23 protein-coding genes are annotated in these 16,256 nt (G+C 56.0%); 11 read left to right on the forward strand and 12 right to left on the reverse strand.

The genetic code is table 11. The features are described 5' to 3' along the window. The 10 genes from I9H09_RS24835 to I9H09_RS24880 all read right to left on the reverse strand — a co-directional run bounded on the left by I9H09_RS24835 (position 1) and on the right by I9H09_RS24880 (position 8,385). Positions 1-1,953, reverse strand: coding sequence for a phage terminase large subunit family protein (locus tag I9H09_RS24835; protein ID WP_346348451.1), 1,953 nt, complete (start codon positions 1,951-1,953; stop codon positions 1-3). Then, a complete protein-coding gene (locus I9H09_RS24840) occupies positions 1,934-2,455 on the reverse strand; it encodes a DUF1441 family protein (RefSeq protein ID WP_004663046.1) in 522 nt (173 codons plus the stop codon). The genes I9H09_RS24835 and I9H09_RS24840 overlap by 20 nt, the downstream gene beginning before the upstream one ends. 155 nt (positions 2,456-2,610) lie before the next feature. Beyond that, a complete protein-coding gene (locus I9H09_RS24845) occupies positions 2,611-2,799 on the reverse strand; it encodes a hypothetical protein (protein WP_236502525.1) in 189 nt (62 codons plus the stop codon). Further along, positions 2,759-3,145, reverse strand: coding sequence for a hypothetical protein (locus I9H09_RS24850; protein ID WP_096106998.1), 387 nt, complete (start codon positions 3,143-3,145; stop codon positions 2,759-2,761). Before I9H09_RS24850 ends, I9H09_RS24845 begins: the two co-directional genes overlap by 41 nt. Then, the gene (locus I9H09_RS24855; RefSeq protein WP_003377395.1) at positions 3,142-3,465 is read right to left on the reverse strand and encodes a phage holin, lambda family; all 324 of its coding nucleotides are present in this window, start codon (positions 3,463-3,465) and stop codon (positions 3,142-3,144) included. Before I9H09_RS24855 ends, I9H09_RS24850 begins: the two co-directional genes overlap by 4 nt. A gap of 252 nt (positions 3,466-3,717) precedes the next feature. Further along, positions 3,718-4,200, reverse strand: coding sequence for a hypothetical protein (locus I9H09_RS24860; protein ID WP_122285309.1), 483 nt, complete (start codon positions 4,198-4,200; stop codon positions 3,718-3,720). 328 nt (positions 4,201-4,528) lie between these two features. Then, the gene (locus tag I9H09_RS24865) at positions 4,529-7,222 is read right to left on the reverse strand and encodes a bifunctional DNA primase/polymerase (protein WP_122285308.1); all 2,694 of its coding nucleotides are present in this window, start codon (positions 7,220-7,222) and stop codon (positions 4,529-4,531) included. Further along, positions 7,219-7,425 carry a TraR/DksA C4-type zinc finger protein gene (locus I9H09_RS24870; protein WP_060402703.1) on the reverse strand — a complete coding sequence of 69 codons (207 nt, stop codon included), beginning with the start codon at positions 7,423-7,425 and terminating at the stop codon, positions 7,219-7,221. Before I9H09_RS24870 ends, I9H09_RS24865 begins: the two co-directional genes overlap by 4 nt. Continuing rightward, positions 7,418-7,906: a phage regulatory CII family protein gene (locus I9H09_RS24875; RefSeq protein ID WP_122285307.1), complete on the reverse strand. Its 489-nt coding sequence runs from the start codon at positions 7,904-7,906 to the stop codon at positions 7,418-7,420. The genes I9H09_RS24870 and I9H09_RS24875 overlap by 8 nt, the downstream gene beginning before the upstream one ends. A gap of 227 nt (positions 7,907-8,133) precedes the next feature. Next, on the reverse strand, positions 8,134-8,385 hold the full coding sequence (locus I9H09_RS24880) for a transcriptional regulator (RefSeq protein WP_024421253.1): 252 nt from the start codon (positions 8,383-8,385) through the stop codon (positions 8,134-8,136). Between the two features lie 105 nt (positions 8,386-8,490). Between I9H09_RS24880 and I9H09_RS24885 the strand changes: the two genes are divergently transcribed. From I9H09_RS24885 to I9H09_RS24935, 11 genes are all read left to right on the forward strand, one after another. Next, positions 8,491-9,315, forward strand: a complete 825-nt coding sequence (locus tag I9H09_RS24885; RefSeq protein WP_122285306.1) for a LexA family transcriptional regulator — start codon at positions 8,491-8,493, stop codon at positions 9,313-9,315. 138 nt (positions 9,316-9,453) lie between these two features. Continuing rightward, the gene (locus tag I9H09_RS24890) at positions 9,454-9,648 is read left to right on the forward strand and encodes a hypothetical protein (protein WP_122285305.1); all 195 of its coding nucleotides are present in this window, start codon (positions 9,454-9,456) and stop codon (positions 9,646-9,648) included. Then, positions 9,645-10,217 carry a deoxynucleotide monophosphate kinase family protein gene (locus I9H09_RS24895; protein ID WP_122285304.1) on the forward strand — a complete coding sequence of 191 codons (573 nt, stop codon included), beginning with the start codon at positions 9,645-9,647 and terminating at the stop codon, positions 10,215-10,217. The genes I9H09_RS24890 and I9H09_RS24895 overlap by 4 nt, the downstream gene beginning before the upstream one ends. Positions 10,218-10,266: 49 nt before the next feature. After that, on the forward strand, positions 10,267-10,503 hold the full coding sequence (locus I9H09_RS24900) for a hypothetical protein (RefSeq protein WP_054986243.1): 237 nt from the start codon (positions 10,267-10,269) through the stop codon (positions 10,501-10,503). Further along, entirely contained in the window at positions 10,500-10,874 is a 375-nt protein-coding gene (locus tag I9H09_RS24905; protein WP_024683917.1) for a hypothetical protein, read from the forward strand. Before I9H09_RS24900 ends, I9H09_RS24905 begins: the two co-directional genes overlap by 4 nt. Continuing rightward, the gene (locus I9H09_RS24910) at positions 10,871-11,113 is read left to right on the forward strand and encodes a pyocin activator PrtN family protein (protein ID WP_122285303.1); all 243 of its coding nucleotides are present in this window, start codon (positions 10,871-10,873) and stop codon (positions 11,111-11,113) included. The genes I9H09_RS24905 and I9H09_RS24910 overlap by 4 nt, the downstream gene beginning before the upstream one ends. Positions 11,114-11,162: 49 nt before the next feature. Next, the gene (locus I9H09_RS24915; RefSeq protein ID WP_096114817.1) at positions 11,163-11,513 is read left to right on the forward strand and encodes a hypothetical protein; all 351 of its coding nucleotides are present in this window, start codon (positions 11,163-11,165) and stop codon (positions 11,511-11,513) included. A gap of 43 nt (positions 11,514-11,556) precedes the next feature. After that, the gene (locus tag I9H09_RS24920) at positions 11,557-12,366 is read left to right on the forward strand and encodes a DUF2303 family protein (protein WP_236502522.1); all 810 of its coding nucleotides are present in this window, start codon (positions 11,557-11,559) and stop codon (positions 12,364-12,366) included. Between the two features lie 74 nt (positions 12,367-12,440). Further along, positions 12,441-12,710 carry a hypothetical protein gene (locus tag I9H09_RS24925; protein ID WP_122285301.1) on the forward strand — a complete coding sequence of 90 codons (270 nt, stop codon included), beginning with the start codon at positions 12,441-12,443 and terminating at the stop codon, positions 12,708-12,710. Beyond that, on the forward strand, positions 12,707-12,913 hold the full coding sequence (locus I9H09_RS24930) for a DUF4224 domain-containing protein (protein ID WP_003342467.1): 207 nt from the start codon (positions 12,707-12,709) through the stop codon (positions 12,911-12,913). The genes I9H09_RS24925 and I9H09_RS24930 overlap by 4 nt, the downstream gene beginning before the upstream one ends. Continuing rightward, positions 12,910-14,067 (forward strand): site-specific integrase, encoded by a 1,158-nt coding sequence (locus I9H09_RS24935; RefSeq protein ID WP_122285300.1) that lies wholly within the window; start codon positions 12,910-12,912, stop codon positions 14,065-14,067. Before I9H09_RS24930 ends, I9H09_RS24935 begins: the two co-directional genes overlap by 4 nt. Positions 14,068-14,075: 8 nt before the next feature. On the opposite strand, the gene I9H09_RS24940 is transcribed toward I9H09_RS24935, so the two are convergent. Together I9H09_RS24940 and I9H09_RS24945 are read right to left on the reverse strand one after the other, a co-directional pair. Beyond that, positions 14,076-15,728 carry an anti-phage dCTP deaminase gene (locus tag I9H09_RS24940; protein WP_236502521.1) on the reverse strand — a complete coding sequence of 551 codons (1,653 nt, stop codon included), beginning with the start codon at positions 15,726-15,728 and terminating at the stop codon, positions 14,076-14,078. Between the two features lie 5 nt (positions 15,729-15,733). After that, on the reverse strand, positions 15,734-15,910 hold the full coding sequence (locus tag I9H09_RS24945) for a hypothetical protein (protein WP_183142704.1): 177 nt from the start codon (positions 15,908-15,910) through the stop codon (positions 15,734-15,736). Between the last annotated feature and the right edge of the window lie 346 nt (positions 15,911-16,256).

Below are 16,256 nucleotides of genomic sequence, written 5' to 3' on the forward strand. Positions count from 1 at the left end.
CTAATAGCCTGCACGGCTGCGCGTGCCACGACCGCGAGCATTCGCTTTACGTGGCACAGGAGTGACGGCCTGCTCGGTGTTGAAAAGAGTGGGTTGCAGCAATTGTTGCTCCAGCTGATCCCACTCATGTTCGCGTAACAGATGGGTCTTCAAGCTTCTGGCCGCATGCAGTGCATACACTTCGCAGTCCAGCGCTTCGTTACGACGGCCCGCCTTCTTCTGCCACACCATCTTGCTGGGGTTGCGCGCGTGCGGGGCCAGCACTTCATTGGTGAGCTGCTCGTAGTAGTCCGAGCGGATCTCGCTGTACCAGTGCATCCGCCCCGGCCCTGCGCCGGTGAGTCGAAGACGTCCGTCGATCAGCGTCTTGGCCTTGTGGGTTCCGACGATGTAGACGCGCAAGCCATATTTCGACGCTTTGGTGTTGTCCTGGGAGGAGTCAACCGACGGGGACGGCCGGGTAAAGATTTCCTTATCACGGCTGTCAATCGACGCACCTTTGATCGCCATGATGTTGTAGCGCTGCCGATCCCGGACGTACCCGTAGACCGCGTCGCTGGTGTTGCCGTCCGAGCTGTCGATACTCACGGCGGAAATGACCAGCTGCGCTCCGCCCTCTGTCGCCACAGGCTTGGCGATTAGCCGATCCAGTTCCTGCCAAACGGCGTCATGCGGATCGATGGGATTACCGTACAGCTCACCCCAGTACAGCCGCCACGATTCTTCACCCCGGCCCCAGCCGATGATGACCAGCGCCAGCCGGTCCCCCTGAACGTCGACGCCCACCGTAATCAGCAGCACCCCGTTGGGTGCCGTCAGCTCAGCATAAGGCTCAGCCCGCTTTTCCAGCTCATCGGTTTTGGGTGCGTCGCTTTTGTATTCGTAACTCTCCCCCTTGGAGCTGTTGACGAAGGCAATCATCGGCCCAATGTTGCCGTGGGACGCGGCGTGCTCGGCCTGAAGCTTCTTCTCCATCAGTGCCTGGAAGCGCGATCCCCAGAAGGTTGCGTACAGCTCGTTGAGAATGTAACCGGCAATCCCTCTAAACTCGGCCGTAGCGACCCAACGGCCGTGTTTGAGGTTCGCGTTTTTCTGATTGTCATCCCACGTACAGCCGCAGTGCGGGCAAGCGTAATACGCATGCTCGGGACGTTTCTTGCCATACACCTCGTGGTGATAATCCGGGTCGTCGGCGCAGAACAGATTGTCGAAGCTCAACGCATGCGACTGTCCACATTCGTGGCAAGGCACGAGCCCTTCGCGCTTGTCCGAGATCTCCAGCTCCGCATCAATGGCCGACAGGCCCTTGATGGTCGGGGTGCCGCCGATGATGATTTTCGAGCGGCGAAACGTCTTCAATCGTTCCTTGGCCAGCTTGATGCTGTCCCCCTGCCCCCGCAGGTTGAGGTTGCAGTCATCAGGCTCCTCGACAGCGACTCTCGGCACCGGCGTGGACTTCACGCTCGCCGGACTGTTGGAGCCCACCATTTTCAGAAAGCCGCCCGGAAATCGCTTGAAGTCCTGGCGCTGCTGCAGCTTGCGACTGCGTAGATCGACCTTCTTGCGAAGCCGGGGCGTTGCCTCAATCATGGGCTCAAGCTTTTCGCCCACATACTGCTTGGCCGCTTCAGCCTTGGGAAACAACACCAGGATCGGAGACGGGTCGATGTCGATCCACTTGCCCAGAGCGTTACCCAACACGCCCGACGTCCAGGCCACCTGCGCAGACTTGCGCCCTACAATTTCTGTAACGTTTGGATCGTCCAGTGCCTCAAGCGGGCCGCCTGGCCAGACCAGATGCGGGGTCACATCGAACCGGTATTTACCCGGCCGTGCAGCCTCTTCGGCGGACAGCCAGCGATACTTGTCCGCCCACTCGATGATGCTCATGCGCGGCGGTGGAGCCCACTTCAAACAGGCCTTGTGCAGGGACTCACTCGCCGTCTTCCTCAAGGCCCTCCGGGTATGGCGATTCGTCAGAATCTCCAACTGAGTCAGCATCATTGTCATAGTCCGATAGCCTTCTCAGGATGGCCTCGATGGGCTCACGAATCAGTAGATCGTCCACCTCAATGCCATACCGGGCTGACAGCTCAGCGGCGAGCACATCTGGAAATGTATTAAGCAGTTCGACCTTGGCCGACATGATCATGGCCTCGAAGCGCTGGATCATGTCGGAGGCGATCACCACCTCCCCAAGCTCTTTGGCCAGCGCCAGCTCTTCACGGTTGGCCCGGACCCGGTCAAGCCTGTCACGGGACGATTCTTTCTTGCCGTTGAGCGAAGCCTGCTGCATCAACCACTGGACCACCGCTTCGGTGTCGTACTGGTTTTCGTTGCCACGACCCAGGCCAAACTCAACCACCGGCATGCCGTCGTGTTGCCACCGGGTCAGGGTGCGTTCGTCCCGGCCAACGATCTCACTCAAGTCGGCCTTGCTGACTTTCCTGCCCATACAGAACCCTTTAGAAAGACGGACATCCCTGCAAAAAACTCAGCTGCACAGGAACCGCGAGTCCACGTACCCGTGTAGGGAGCCCCCCTCAGGGAGGACCCAAAAACAGGGGGTTGGCGTGCCCCCCGATGGGGCATGAAGCCCAGGGACCTCGACTACTTGCTCTGGCTGCGCAGGATCTGGGTGTCGACCTGATCGGCACAGGTGTCGAGCAGCTTGATGGCCTGATCCTTCAGCTCCCAAACGTCGCCGTTCGAACGAAGGTCAGCCTCATCGGCGTTGATGCGTTCGCAAGGAATCAACTCAGGGGGTTCGAGTCGAACCGCTGACGTTTTTGTGACCACCACCGGCTTTGCCGCGCAGGCCGTCAGGCAAAGGCTGAGAAGCCCAATCACGAACGGGCTTGCTGTTGCGCTTGAGGTCTTCAAATTCTTTCCTCGCCTGTTTGGCTTTGTTTTCGCTGGCTTTGATTCGTTGATTCAAGTCCTTCAGATAGGCAGCGTTACGTTGGGCCTCGGCGCGCAACGTAGTGATGGTGGCCTCGCTTTCGACGTTGGCGTCGAGTGCTTTCTTCTTGGCCGTAGCTTCCACTTCCACCTCGCCGCGCAATGCGACGACCCGGTACTGCTGAATGCCGACGAGCAGTACACCCACCAGCGCGATGATGATTGCAGCGGCGATAGCCTTCATAGGGAATCCACCTTCCGGCCTATGAAACGGGCCACCAATTCGCGAATGGCCGTAACGCCAAGAAAGCCAATCGTTCCACCTGCAGCTACCGATAAGCTGGGCGGCCAGGTCATCCACTCAATCAGGCTGGACGCAACCAGACTCAACGAACCGCAGATGAGCGCTTCGAATAAGATCCGGCGCTTACTGGTTTCTTTGGCGTCGTAGAGGATGCGCAGTAGAGAAACGACGATGGCCATGATCATGCCCTGCCACAGTGGATTTGAAATGGCCGCCACGATCCTGGCCCACGTATCTGGTTTGTCGGGCATGGTGCGCATCCGGTTGCCACCCTTCCGGGGGAGCTGAAATGAAAAACCCCGCCGAAGCGGGGTGAGTGGCAGCCTGGGGATGGCTGGGTTAAAGCATGCACAGCAGGTGCTCTGTAGGCGATTCAGGCGCAAATCGCAGATCGTGCCCACCTTGTACCGGCGTTCGGAAAAACCGAAAAGGGCTGTTTAACGGTTGAGTCAAATGTGGCCGCAATACAACAAGAATACGACCACAATGCGACAACTGACCCGGACGAACGGTCAATGCGCCCGAGGGATTGAAGAGCGCGGCGAAGCGCCGCTTGCGACCTTAAGTTGACGGTTGGTTTGACGGCCGACCGGGTAGCCCCGCGTCGAGCCGCTGCGCAGTGTGAGAATCAGAAGGACCTGCTGATGTAGGCGATCCATCCAGTTGCGATAAGTCCGATCAGCGCCTTCGGCAATACCGACCGCTTTCATCTGATCGCGGACGGTCGCCATGGCGCAATAACGCTCTCGTGCCAACCGTGCCAAAGATGCGCGGCCTGAACGCTCAAGCTCTGCCACGGCGGCTCCGATTTCGCTGGCGATATGGTCAATGCCACACCCAGCACCACCAAGCATCCGAGAACCCGGTGTGCCACGCGGTGGCGCGCCGCCCCATTCGATAATGGCCCCCATCTGGCTGCCCAAGCCGCCGCCTTGGCCGCGCTCCCGCATCTGCTCGCCCCAATGCACCATCAACGCTTCGATTTCCTTGATCACTGCCCTTTCCTCTCGAAATCTAAACCCAACACACAAAACACCCTACCCAACACAGACCCAACACACTTAAAACCCTTTAAAAACAATGAATTAATAAAGAATGTGTTAGGTGTGTTGGGTTGGTCGGGTTTATTTGCCCTCGCATGAGAAAAAAACATCGGTGCTCTTCCTGATGAAAGTAATGTCGTGCATGCGCGCGCGCGACGCCAAACCCAACACACCCAACACACACGTCTGCACCCCGCGAAAAATGGGCGTTTGATCTGTGTCGGGTTGCCAAAACCAACCCAAAACATACCCAACACACCCGACACACTTTGAGAGGTACTCATGCTGCGACCGCCTTCACGTGGTCCCAGCTGTCGACGTTCCACCCCGCAAGGCGCGCCTTGGCCCGCCAGGCATCGACGGCAACGCCCAAGTCCGGCGCTCTCATTGATGGGGGCAGGGAAGCCTCAGGATCATCGGGCACAAAGAAAGCGCCGAAGCGCCGATCATTGCGCTCAGTCCAGGGTATTGACCGGGTCTTTTCCACCTCCGAACTGATGAACAGCGAGAACTTCGTCTGGCTCATCACGTGCTCTTTGTTGCGCTGACACCACTCAAGGAACAAGGCGTACAGGTCTGTTGAAAGGCATACCCCCCACAGCCCTCGGCCCAATTCCCCATACCGCCAAAGGTACAGAAACGTTTGCCACCCGGCCCGACTGAGCGCAACCAGCCGCTCGCGTGAGGCAGTGCTGGGCGGGCGGGTCCGTTCATTGAAGTCACCCAGATCTACACGCAGTAGCCAGCCGTAGAGCGCGGCGACACCGCCATTCTCCAGCTCGCGTCCGATGGCTTTCTGTCGGGCAACCGGCAAGGTTTCCATCGGCCACATGACCAACATGCGTCGGTCACTGTCGCTGATCGGCCACGGCAGGATCTCGTTGCTGAGGAACACTGCGTTCATGTGGTTGGCCTCCTCCCAGCCGTTGATAAACTTCGACTCCATGCGCACGGTCTTGCCGGTGACCAAGTGCTTGATCTTGCCGACCTGGTTGTAACGCTGATCGCGGCTGACCACCTCTTCGAACACGGCCCACATCTTCCTGCTTTGCCAAGCGTTGAAGTTGCTCTCCAGCTGGGTCTGGCCAACCGTCGCGGCGTACTGCCCGTAAAGCGCGCCGAAGGTGTCGGCGAACAACAGGCTTTTGCCCGAGCCTTCCATGGTGGAGTGCATCAGCACAGCCGTGTCCATCTTGGCCCCGAGGTGTTGCAACGGATATGCAAGCCATCGAGTCAGCCACAGCGCAGCAGCCTCATCATGGTTGCAGAGGAATGAAATCAGCCAGCGCAGGTTGGCGCACGCCGCGTCGTCGTTGACCGGCTCCAATGGCAGGCCGTCAAAGGTGTTGATGTAAATGCTGGGGTCCTTCGTCATGGTCGGGTCGAAGACAATGTGTTCGACGTCAACCACCCGCCGCTCGCTGCTGTTCAACCAGAGCGCATAGGTGTCGCCCAAGGCCATCTTGACGGCACCCTCAGCAATCCGGCGTTTCTTCTCACGATCCCAAACGTCTTTGGTGCCGTCGATATAGACGTAACGTTCCGTGGGGCGCATGCCCAGCGCACCGCCCTTCTTGCCCGCCATTTTCCGGGCCTGCTCGATGTCCTTCACCTGATCGTCGGCGATCAGCTTCTTGTCGGTTGCGTCGAGCCACAGCTTGGCAATGGGTTTGCCCACACGCGCTTCAAAGGCCGACTTCTTCATCGCCCGAGATTTATCGAAGTCCCACACATGCGTCGTGCCTTCTACCAACGCAAAACGCCGCAGCACCTGCTCGATGGTCAGCTCCTCCCCCGCCCCCCCGTCAGGCGCAGGAGCCGCCTCGCTTTGGGCATCAGGTGCTGCTGAATCTGGCTTGTCGCTACCCTCAGTTGGGGCCGGGGGAAGATCGCTTGCGCTGGGCCGGGTCGATTGCATGCCGAGCATCCGCGCCGCGTCCTTCACCGCCTTGGACTGGTCCCCGCCATGCTCCAGTAAACAGAACACTTCGAACGCGTCGTTTTGGTGACCGTTGGCCAACGGATCAGCCGCATGATGCGAATACACCTTGCCTTCCGCCACGGTGATGCCAGGGAGTCCGGTACTACTCTGCGGATAAAGCCATTTGCCCCCACGCTTGGTATAGCCGTGGCTGCGCAAAATCTCTTCGACATCGTGGCAGTTGTTGAATTCGTCAATGACAGACGGCCGCTTGCCACCTGCTGGGGCTGGCTTCGGTTTCGGCTTTTGTTTGCCAACAGGCTTGGCGTCCTTCGGCAGCCATGGGCACGCAGCCTCCGCGCCCCGCTTGAAGACGTCCCAGTTGTTCCAGACATTCAGCAGATCGCTGATCAGAACTGGGAGCCCCGAAGCATCAGGCGGCGTGCGCCAGGTGTATGGCTGGCCGGTGCCTGGATGAATGGAGGGAGGCAGTACGTCCTGCACCAATCCTGCACGCAATTCAAACACTGTGAACCGCTTGTACTGCTCGGCATCTGCTCGATACAAGGCCTCTCTGGCCGTATCGCCCGCCTCCCGAGCAGCGTTTGCCTTCAGCATGATTGACTTGTGCTTTGACCCATCCGGGTCGTTTTCATTGGGCCAAGACAGGGAGTGCCGCGTCAGTTCCAGCCCTTCCGGGACCTGAAACAGGACCCGAAACCGCAGTGGGTTACCGACGACGGTCGGGAAAGCCAGGGCAAGCGCATCCAGATCAACGCCCAACAGTTCGTACAGTACGAACCGTGTCCACTGGACATCGTCGACGTCCAGCGAACACACCCGACTCGGCCCCAGCACAACGCCGAGGTTATGGTTTGGATTTTTCGTCCAGAACGCCTCGGCCTTGGCAGGATCAACGATGTACTTGCCGGGCTGGTTCCAGCCCCTACCCTTTGGGCCTTTTTCGCCCGGTTGAATCGGTACCAACGCAAAATTGAATGTCTCGCAGTAGCGACGTGCCCAAGCAGAAAGCGGTGTTGGACGATAACTCATCTACGCTGCTCCCGCAGCGACTGACAGTGAATGCAAGTTTCGCAGCCAACAATGGCAGCACGGCGTGGCTCTGGGATCGGATCGTCGCAGTCTTCACAAAACTGTGCGCTGACCATGCTTGTCGGAATGCGGCGATGCCGAAACAGAGCAACATCCAGCAGGTACTGCGCCTGTTCAGTAGCGCGGTCGATATCGTCAGCCATGGGGACGATCCTCCATCGCCAGACGAGCGCCGGCCATGATGCCCAGCACCGCACGAATGATGTCGTTGCCCTGCTTTTCCAGCAGAGCAACTTCGTGCAACTCCCATACCCCATCGGCAGCGCCGTTGTGCATGCCTGACACGAACTCGCCTGTTTCGGTCAACAGCTTGCCGACCGATTTGAGCGCATCCTGGGTGGCTGCGACGGGCTCAGGCTGATACCAAACAGCACCGGCGGGACGCATCAAGGCATCAAGCAAAAGTGGGCTGCCTGTCAGCCGGACAATGTCTTCCAGTTCGTCCGGATTGAGCCAGCGTCGCTCTTCATCAAGTTTCAGCTTTTTCTGGAGGGTGTCGTTGTCCAACACCATGTCGTGGGCAAGGGCAGTAACCCCGCCCTTGTAATCGCGCCCGGCGCGGTAAAGCGCCTGACGCAACGAAAGTACCTGACCAGCGTCAGGCAAAAGATCCGTGCGACTCATAACCGTAAAATCCCCGTTTACGGTGTAGCCATAGCCAAGGGCACGCCCTATCCTACGACCACGACCGATGTGCTGTGCTAAACGTGCTGTGCGGCACGGTTCATCGTTCTAGCCAACCAGGTGATTCTTGTGGTGAGAGGACCTGGTCAGCGGAGTTGGCAGTGTTTTGCACTGCCGTTGCTGGGTCGGGGGAATCTTGTGGTGAGAGGTCCCCGGCCTTGCAGCCTTTAAGCAGCTGACTTCAAGTCATCCGGCTCGCAAAAGACATCAGGGCGAAGCCGGAAGCGCGAACAACCAGTCAGCTTTTCAACACGCAACACAAATTCAGCTGGCAGCTCGCCTTTTTTTAACCAGTACGATACGAGTTGCTGCGAAACCTGTTTTGATTCGCTGGATATCAACCTCGCAAAAGCGGATTGCCCCCCCGACCTCGCAACAACCTCGTCAAAGGCTTCGCGCATGGATTCTGGCACTGTCATACCAACCTCACTCAGTGTTTACGGCCGCAATCTACGTCTTTTTTTGTTAGCCATCAACGTATTTATGCGTTTGATGCGCAACAAATTTATTTGTAGTCTCATCCCATGAAGAAAAATACTCCTCACGATGAAGCTGGCACTCGAAGCAAACCCGCTCCGACACCAGTAGCTGTGCTTTTCAGAGCAAGACGCCTTCAACTGAATTGGACGCAGGCAGAACTGGCAGACAGAGTCTCAAAGTCGCTGCCCGAAGGGGAGGTTCTGACCCAACAGACCTATGCAGCGTTCGAAAGCGGAAAAACGAGAGCAGCCAAACACAAGTCCTATATAGCTCAAGCAATGGGAATACTTGCTGAGCTTCTACAATTGGAACTGGGCCTAGATCCATCACTACCTCCAACACTCAATGTGGAAGAGCCGACCAAGCCAGCTTCGCACGTTGAATCCAATGCTGAGATGCTGGGACCGCTTGAAGAATGGGACGACAAGACTCCCCTAGGCGATGACGAAGTAGAGGTTCCGTTGCTTAAAGAAGTGGAACTGTCAGCTGGATCCGGGCGCGTGACAATTCAAGAACACGCCACAGCTAAGCTGCGCTTCGGCAAGCGGACGCTAAGGCGGCAGGGTGTGCAGGTAGAGAATGCTGTTTGCGTCTCGGTGTACGGCAACAGCATGGAACCGGTGTTACCTCACGGAAGCACCGTGGGCGTCGACCGAGGCAAAACGCTCATCAAGGATGGGGACATATACGCTATAGAGCACAATGGGCAGCTGCGTGTGAAGCTTGTGTACCGGCTTCCCAGTGGAGGATTGAGGCTGCGAAGCTTCAACAGGGATGAACACCCTGATGAGGAATATTCCTTGCCAGAATTAGAAGCCCAAAATCTATGCATTATCGGGCGAGTGTTCTGGTACTCGGTCCTTCGCTGAAAAAATCATAGTATGAAAAAGCCGCATCGAGCGGCTTTTTTTGTGAGCAAACACCGATTAACAAAATAACACGTTGCGTAATTTACGTGCTTTCTTGTAAATTCAGTTCGTACACCCTCTCACCACAGAGTACGAGCCATGCAAACGACACAGCACAACACCCGCTGCCCGGTGTATCTCCACCCGGCAGCGGCCTCCAACCGCGAATCTATCGCCACCATTCAGCGTCAAACCGGCCTGCTGTTGATCATCCAGCCAAAAAGCAGCGCCGCCAAAGCAGCACCTATACCGGCAGTCGATGACTTCGGTCCATGGGGAGGTGATGCGGCATGAAGCAGATCCTTATTGGCCTCACCGGCCCTGCCCGCTCCGGCAAAAGCACCGCCGCCAACCACCTGGCCCACGAGCACGGGTTTGAGTGCTACGCATTCGCTGACCCGTTGCGCGACGGCATCATGGCCATATTCAACCTCAGCCCCGAGGATCTCGAAGGCGATAAAAAAGAACAGCCTATTGACTGGCTGGGCCGCTCACCTCGCCAGTTGATGCAACTGCTCGGCACAGAGTGGGGCCGTCACATGATCAGCGCCAACCTGTGGATCGACCTTGCTGAGCAGAACCTTGATTGCCTCAGTGCGGTTTTCGATGGCGTACCGGGCTTTGTGGTGAGCGATGTCCGCTTCGAAAACGAGGCTGACTTCATCCGCAAACGGGGCGGGACGGTCATTCACCTCTACCGACCGGACGCAGCCGAAGTTAATCCCCACATCAGCGAAGCCGGTGTGTCAGTCCACCCGGACGACTTGGTACTAACCAACGACAGCGGCATTCAAGAGCTGTATGGCGCACTGGACGAGCTGTATCGCGCCATCCGCTCACGCGGTTTGCTGGCCGTGGTCTGAGGCACTCGTCATGAACAGAACCCTCGACGCTACAGCAACAATTCTTGGCATGAAGCCACGGACATTTCGAGCAAAGTTGCGAGAAATAGGCGTGCTGACCCAGGCAGGCGAGCTTGCACCCAAGCACCGCGACCAAGGCTACCTGTACGTAGATTCGCGCAGCCGCTGGAACAAGAACATTCACGCCTACAGCCACTACGCAGTGGTGATGGTCAAGGAGGCGGGTGTTACCTGGCTTTCGGACCAGCTTGGCATCACCACCACGAAGAAGGACGCCGCAGCATGACTCTGAACGCAATTACTCACGCCGTAGGTGCGCTGAAACTGGTTCCGATGCACCTGAACCACCCAACCATTGTAAGTCGCTCGACGTTGATCGGCGCAACGTCAGAGGCACTCAGCATGCTGGACGGTTTGCCGCCTGTTACTGCCGAATTGGCGGAAGTATTTCGAGCTGTGGACGCTGTTCTGCTTGAGGGTCAAGTCGCTTATGTGACCCCCACGCGATGCCCCGAGCGCCCATATGGCGCAGTGGTGGCGGACGCAAAGGGACGGCTTTGCGCGACTGCAACCGGCAAATCGAAAGAGGGTCTCGCGGAGCTTATTCGCCTTCAGTTGGTGCCCCAAAAGGAGGGGCACGGGGAGGACGCTGCGTGAGTGAGACGCTGAGTCAGTTGCGGGAAGAGTTCGCCACGCCCTGCCCCACGCTGGGCACTGTGCGGGAACGGTACTTCTCGCACATATCGAGTGATCGATACCTGCTCCGCAAGATCAATGCGGGCCGTATCGACCTCAAGGTTACTCGGCTGGGCGGATCGAATAAGGGCCAGCCAGTGGTGTACCTGCACGACCTGGCGGTCTATCTCGATGCACAGGCCAAGTTGAAAGCGGCCTGATTAAAAGGTGGTCACTGCCGTCCAGTGACAACAACCAGAGGCACAGGACATGAAACCCACGGACACAGCCGAGTTCATCGGCGAACTCAACGCAGGCGTCTTTGCCGACCAGATCGGTCACGCGCTCTCCGAGGTGGCTGCAGGCGTGGTCGACAACAAGAAAGTCGGCACCGTGACACTGACGTTTTCGCTCAAGCAAATTGCCGACAGCCACCAAGTAACCGTCAACCACAAGCTGGCCTACAAAGTACCCACCAAGCGCGGCAGTCGTACCGAGGACACCACACTCGATACGCCGATGTATGTAGGCGAAGGCGGTCGTCTGACGCTGTTTCCAGAAACGCCTGCGGCAGACCAGATGTTTGATCGCAAAGCCGCCCCTATCCCAAGCAGGTCGTAACACACCGTTTTTCCATACCTCTCACCACAGCAGGAAATGATTCATGGAAGCCAAAGCAATCCAGTTGATCCAGGACACCGCAGTACTAGCAAACGCCAAGGCGCTGGACACCTTCACGCCCTCAATCGCCCTCCCCGCGACGGTTACGGTGGTCAGTCTGGAGAAGTTCCAGCAGACACGCAGTCGATTCCGAGGGGCGCTTGAGACGTCCTCACTCAAAGATTTCAGTGAATACGTGCAAGCCCAGGCCGACGGAAGCACATCAGGCTTCGTGGACAGTGATGACATGACATGCACCGTCTTCTTCAACCTCGGCGATCAGGACAATCCAGGCCATGGGGACTTCCGGGCCAAGCTCACCCTGAAGAAGACTGCTGCATTTGTCGCTCTGGAGCGCGCAGCCGGGTCCAAACATGCTCAAAAAGAGCTGAGCGACTTCATTGAAGACTGGGCACCGAACCTTCAAGCGCTGACTCAGGACGGAACGCAGATTGAACTGCGCCGAGCTGCCGGGGCTATTCGCTCCATCACCATTGAACAGGCCCGCAAAAGCGAACACGTCGTCGGCGACATGAGCGCCTCTCGTTCGGCGATGGAGCAGATCGAAGCCAAATCGGCAGATGGCCTCCCTGCCGAGCTGCTGTTCAGCGTCATTCCGTATGAAGGCTTGCAGGCTCGGACCATTCAGTTACGCGTCGCTGTGCTCACCGGCGGTGATCAGCCTGTGCTCCGACTGCGCTGGATCGGTGAGGCGCAGCTGCGCGAGGACCTTGCCCAAGAGTTTAAGCAGGTCGTAGCGCAGGAAGTCGGCGAGTCAACTGACCTGACCATCGGCAATTTCACCCTGGCTTAACCCTCACCACGCCTCGGCCCGCCGTCGTTCTCTCACCACCGATCCGGCGACGGGCCTACCCAAGGACACAGCACATGCAAGCACAGCACATCATCATTCTGACCGGCCTGGTCGTCGGCTTTCTGCTCCTCACCGTATTATTTCAGAGAGCAATCAAACGAGTACTGCGCAGGTCGGTCCAGAGGGGACAACAGGCACGGGTAACGGTAACAAATATAAGCTCAATGAATTTCGACTTGAGTGATATTTCACGTCGTCCCCACACCAGAAATCAACTCGAAGCGTTGATTAAACAATTTCGGCAAGACGTACTTTTTCAAAAGATAAGAGGCGCATCGGTATGAGCGTCGCCAAAGTGATTGAGTTTGAAGAACTGCAACGGATCACCGGCTATACGAGGCGAGCAGACGTTGAGAAGGCTTTACGAGGCGAAGGAATCAGAATATTCCTTGGAAGAAAGGGGCCTTGGACCACTGTTGACTTAGTGAACCAAGCAGGTGGGCTCAAGCCCATTGATCAAGAAAAGTATGATGCGGATATCGTATGAAGCGAGGAAGGAAGCGCCAGCACAACCCGAACATCCCAAAGTACATTGATCAGACCGCGATTCCCCGCGATGTCTATTTCGATCACCGGGGCTCGGGCCACTGGTACACGTTGTACTTCAATGAGGCAGGCCGACGCCAACGCGCTAATTTGTGCGCAGCAAACGTCACACTCTCAGAACTTCATCGCCTCGTAGAAGAGCGTAGCGGCGTGGATCGCGATAGTCTCCAATACCTATGCGATGAGTTTCACAGGAGCCAGCAGTTCAAGGAACTTGCAAAGAAGACTCAAGACGACTACTGCTACTCGCGGGACGTCCTGGTGGCCTACCCCACAAAACTGGATAAACCCCTGGGCGAACTCGCTGTGAAGAAGTTTACCCCGGCAATGGTCCAGCGGATCATCGACAAGATCGCCGAAGCTGGTACACCGTCGAAAGCCGCACATGCGCTGCGCTACCTGCGCCGTCTGATGCAGTGGGGGCGAAATCGTGGGTTTGTGACCGACAACCCGGCCAAAGGCATTGAGGCGCCCAAGGAACGCAAACAACGCCGTCTGCCAGATTCAACAGTGATGGTCGACCTGATCAAGTTTGCTCACCAGCAGGGACAGCTCAAGCGCGGCGAGAAAGGCGCGTGCTCGCCATACCTTTGGTATGTGATGGAAATCGGGTATCTGTGTCGCTTGCGCGGTATTGAGACGATCACATTGACCGACGAGAACGAGCTGGATGCAGGCGTCCTGACCAACCGCCGGAAAGGCAGCCGGGACAATATCGTCCGCTGGACGCCGCGATTGCGCGCCGCGTGGGATGCGGCTAAGGCAGAAAGAGCGAGAACCTGGCAGAGGACAAGAAAGCCTGTTCCTTTCCGACCGGATCAACGTTTCCTAATCGTATCCGCTAGCGGCGGGCAGCTGTCTAAGTCAGGCCTCGACACTGCATTCCAGCGACTGATAACTCAAGCGATTGAAAAGAAGATTCTGACCGAGAAACAGCGTTTTGGGATGCACGACTTTAAGCGAAAAGGCATAACAGACACTGCCGGCAACCGTGCAGATAAACAACAAGCTTCTGGGCATAAAGATGAGTCAATGATGGACGTGTACGACTTGAGCGTGCCGTTAGTAAGTCCATCTGGTGAGCCGTCAACCTAAGGGTAGGCTCAAGGCGACTCACCGCTATCCTCTATACCCTTAGACGCAACTTTCGTTTCAACGTCTAAATATGAATCTAAGTATTCGTGAGAGATAAGGGCGGCATCTTTTCGCACAAACTTTACCGCAAAACCTTCTTTATCCTTACGACGGTTACTGAAGGAGAAAAGAGTGGCATATCGAGTGGGAGAAACGCCCTCAAAATTCTCAAAAAGAACTTTATCTGGATGAACACCATCGGCCGATATGGCATCAAAATGAAGCTTCATAGCCAAGCTTTTCTCGTAGGGTTCAATGTATACGACACGAGAAATCCCCGAAGCGATTATATGCCTAGCGCAGTTATGGCACGGGTATGTGGTCGTGTACATCACGGCCCCTGACGTGGTTACTTTTCCGCTACGTGCGATATTTAAAATTGCTTCCATTTCAGCGTGGATTGCACGCGAGTACTCAATAATTGATCCCAAGGCTGTGATGTCCAATATCTCCTGAGCCAAAGCGGCTGATTCTGAAGCGGAGAGTACCGGTTTGTATAGCTCACCTTGAGACTCTTCAGCATCAAGAGAGAGTATTGAGATCAACGCCGGATCGATTGGAGGCGACTTTTTACTTTTGACCTTGGACAGAATCGCCACAATACTAGTAGCCAATTTACGCTTGGTATCATCGTTGTAGCACTTTTTGCCATGCACAACGCATCGTTGGTCAACATCAGATTCTTCGTTGTATAGACCACCGCCAGCGGCAGGCACGTCATTCCAGCCAACAGACAAGACGTTACCTTTCAGATCGGCTATCGATGCGCCTACTTGACGGCTTAAGCAAGCAGATTTGAGCGAGGCAGAATAGGCTGCGTACATCCCAGACTCATCACGAGTTGGGGTAATCCCATTCTCGCCATGCACCAAACCGACGAACCGCTGGCAAGGTTTGGTGATATTGCCGGAGTTCTTAAGGGTATGCTTCACAAAAAAGTCGGACTTATGAACCGTCTTTTCAAGCTGCTGCCCATGATCAACGTTATCCTTACGATCTCGCTCGATCAGATTCTGCGCATCAACGGTATTCAGACCTTCCGACTGAAGATATTCGAGGCGCGCACTTTGCGGGCTCATGACACCGATCAGGAAAAAAGCATTCTTATAAACCAGTCGAAAAAGCTCAACCTCGCCAGGGTGCTTAAGCTGGTCAACTATGTATATAGCGCGAGGTGGTATTGTAGTACCGCTCGCGTTCATCTTTATCTGACGATTTGCAGAAATATTCTTAACAGCCTGTACAGCGAGGGCATCAGGCTGGAACTTGCTGCGTATAGAGTTGCCCAAATCTTGAAGCGCTGTATAACGATCAAGGAAAGACAACCCAGCCATATTTTCTAGATCGTCAACTACGTCAGTTCGCAAACCGTGATTCTGGGCAAACCTTTTTATGATGTCACTGATTTTAATAACAGTAACTTCGTATGCAAAGGCCCCGAACTGGTCGTTGAGTTCTGAAACAACATCCTGCAGATTACATCCTACAGCGCCACAAACGCCTATGATAATTTCATTACTACGGCGCGATTTAATCTTAGCCTTAAGATCCTCATCAATCTCTGGGCTAAACTTTTCGACACTCCCTACCACTGGAAACGACTTAACAGTCCCTGTTGCCATGCTTTTTACCAGTCTAGTTTTTTTGCGCGCTCGCGAATTTGCGATATAGCGAAATCGTATTCTTTTTTCTTCTTACGCTCGGCAAACTCATCTGAATAGATAACAGCGCTGCGCGATTGCTCGCGAAGAACGTTTACTGAGGCTTTCTCCATGCGCTCGTCGGTTCTCATCAGCTTGGCCAATACTCTCTATAGGTTCCAGATGGTCTCAGCGCCCAGTGCAGCGAAGCAAGACCGTGCAATTGGATGGTAGACCATAAATAGTGCCAAATCGGTCATTTTTCTTTTTAGCTTGGTTTTTCTAGGTAGACCGACACCTCATACGAGGCGTCAGCCTACCTAGAAAAACCAAGCTGTCAAGAGGCTCCTAGAGGCGCAGAATGGTAAGCACGGACCTACAAGGAGCGACAACCCGAGGCGGGCGGCACATTATCATAACCGTAAAAATCCTCACTATGATTCGACGAATGACACGTACATTGTGTCGGCAGCTTCAGGCAACACGTGAGGCGTAGCTCATGCCTCACGT

Source organism: Pseudomonas tremae, from assembly GCF_023278125.1.
Lineage (GTDB): Bacteria > Pseudomonadota > Gammaproteobacteria > Pseudomonadales > Pseudomonadaceae > Aquipseudomonas > Aquipseudomonas tremae.

What these genes read in the sequence shown, in the direction of transcription:
- I9H09_RS24840 (WP_004663046.1), bottom strand. Translation starts at nt 2,455, where the DNA reads ATGGGCAGGAAAGTCAGCAAGGCCGACTTGAGTGAGATCGTTGGCCGG.
- I9H09_RS24850 (WP_096106998.1), bottom strand. Translation starts at nt 3,145, where the DNA reads ATGAAGGCTATCGCCGCTGCAATCATCATCGCGCTGGTGGGTGTACTG.
- I9H09_RS24855 (WP_003377395.1), bottom strand. Translation starts at nt 3,465, where the DNA reads ATGCGCACCATGCCCGACAAACCAGATACGTGGGCCAGGATCGTGGCG.
- I9H09_RS24865 (WP_122285308.1), bottom strand. Translation starts at nt 7,222, where the DNA reads ATGAGTTATCGTCCAACACCGCTTTCTGCTTGGGCACGTCGCTACTGC.
- I9H09_RS24870 (WP_060402703.1), bottom strand. Translation starts at nt 7,425, where the DNA reads ATGGCTGACGATATCGACCGCGCTACTGAACAGGCGCAGTACCTGCTG.
- I9H09_RS24875 (WP_122285307.1), bottom strand. Translation starts at nt 7,906, where the DNA reads ATGAGTCGCACGGATCTTTTGCCTGACGCTGGTCAGGTACTTTCGTTG.
- I9H09_RS24880 (WP_024421253.1), bottom strand. Translation starts at nt 8,385, where the DNA reads ATGACAGTGCCAGAATCCATGCGCGAAGCCTTTGACGAGGTTGTTGCG.
- I9H09_RS24885 (WP_122285306.1), top strand. Translation starts at nt 8,491, where the DNA reads ATGAAGAAAAATACTCCTCACGATGAAGCTGGCACTCGAAGCAAACCC.
- I9H09_RS24890 (WP_122285305.1), top strand. Translation starts at nt 9,454, where the DNA reads ATGCAAACGACACAGCACAACACCCGCTGCCCGGTGTATCTCCACCCG.
- I9H09_RS24895 (WP_122285304.1), top strand. Translation starts at nt 9,645, where the DNA reads ATGAAGCAGATCCTTATTGGCCTCACCGGCCCTGCCCGCTCCGGCAAA.
- I9H09_RS24900 (WP_054986243.1), top strand. Translation starts at nt 10,267, where the DNA reads ATGAAGCCACGGACATTTCGAGCAAAGTTGCGAGAAATAGGCGTGCTG.
- I9H09_RS24905 (WP_024683917.1), top strand. Translation starts at nt 10,500, where the DNA reads ATGACTCTGAACGCAATTACTCACGCCGTAGGTGCGCTGAAACTGGTT.
- I9H09_RS24915 (WP_096114817.1), top strand. Translation starts at nt 11,163, where the DNA reads ATGAAACCCACGGACACAGCCGAGTTCATCGGCGAACTCAACGCAGGC.
- I9H09_RS24920 (WP_236502522.1), top strand. Translation starts at nt 11,557, where the DNA reads ATGGAAGCCAAAGCAATCCAGTTGATCCAGGACACCGCAGTACTAGCA.
- I9H09_RS24925 (WP_122285301.1), top strand. Translation starts at nt 12,441, where the DNA reads ATGCAAGCACAGCACATCATCATTCTGACCGGCCTGGTCGTCGGCTTT.
- I9H09_RS24930 (WP_003342467.1), top strand. Translation starts at nt 12,707, where the DNA reads ATGAGCGTCGCCAAAGTGATTGAGTTTGAAGAACTGCAACGGATCACC.
- I9H09_RS24935 (WP_122285300.1), top strand. Translation starts at nt 12,910, where the DNA reads ATGAAGCGAGGAAGGAAGCGCCAGCACAACCCGAACATCCCAAAGTAC.
- I9H09_RS24940 (WP_236502521.1), bottom strand. Translation starts at nt 15,728, where the DNA reads ATGGCAACAGGGACTGTTAAGTCGTTTCCAGTGGTAGGGAGTGTCGAA.